At 45.8% G+C, this 461-nt stretch carries 1 pseudogene; it reads right to left on the bottom strand.

Features of this window, described 5'->3' with window-relative positions:
- Window positions 1–342 (bottom strand): annotated as a pseudogene (locus ACTHUR_RS20320) (Na+/H+ antiporter NhaC); the annotation flags it as partial.
- Window positions 343–461: the final 119 nt, after the last annotated feature.

The following is a 461-nucleotide window of genomic DNA, read 5'->3' as shown; positions in this document are numbered from 1 at the left end:
GAAATAAAAATAAGTCGGCGAAATCAATCCGAAACCGTAATACATCAGCGTCGGAATCGCACCGCTCATCATCAGCGCGCTGACCATCAGGCCGATAAAGAAAAACAGATAAATCGCACCCATGCCCTGCCCGACCGCGCCTATCATACCGTTTTGCATGTCTTGATATTTCAAGCCACGCATCAAACCGTACAACAGCAAGACCACGATCGCCGTCACAATCGACATATGCGGCAGCCATTCAAGCGAAATAATCGTGTAACCCATTGCCGCCACCAAAGCCAAGGCCACAGCGATGGCCTCAAAGCGCGGCATATTAAGTAAGGATTTGAAAGCAAACATTGTTCTTTGCCTTTTTAATAAGTATTTAACAGATTTTAGCATAACAGGCCGTCTGAAACCCGATTTTCAGACGGCCTGCCTGTTATTTTATAAAAACAGCTTCAGTAAAACTGCGACAC

The organism is Neisseria sp. P0021.S007 (assembly GCF_051956855.1).
The sequence above is the reverse complement of the archived record's forward strand: the minus strand, read 5'-3'. Positions and strand labels throughout refer to the sequence as shown.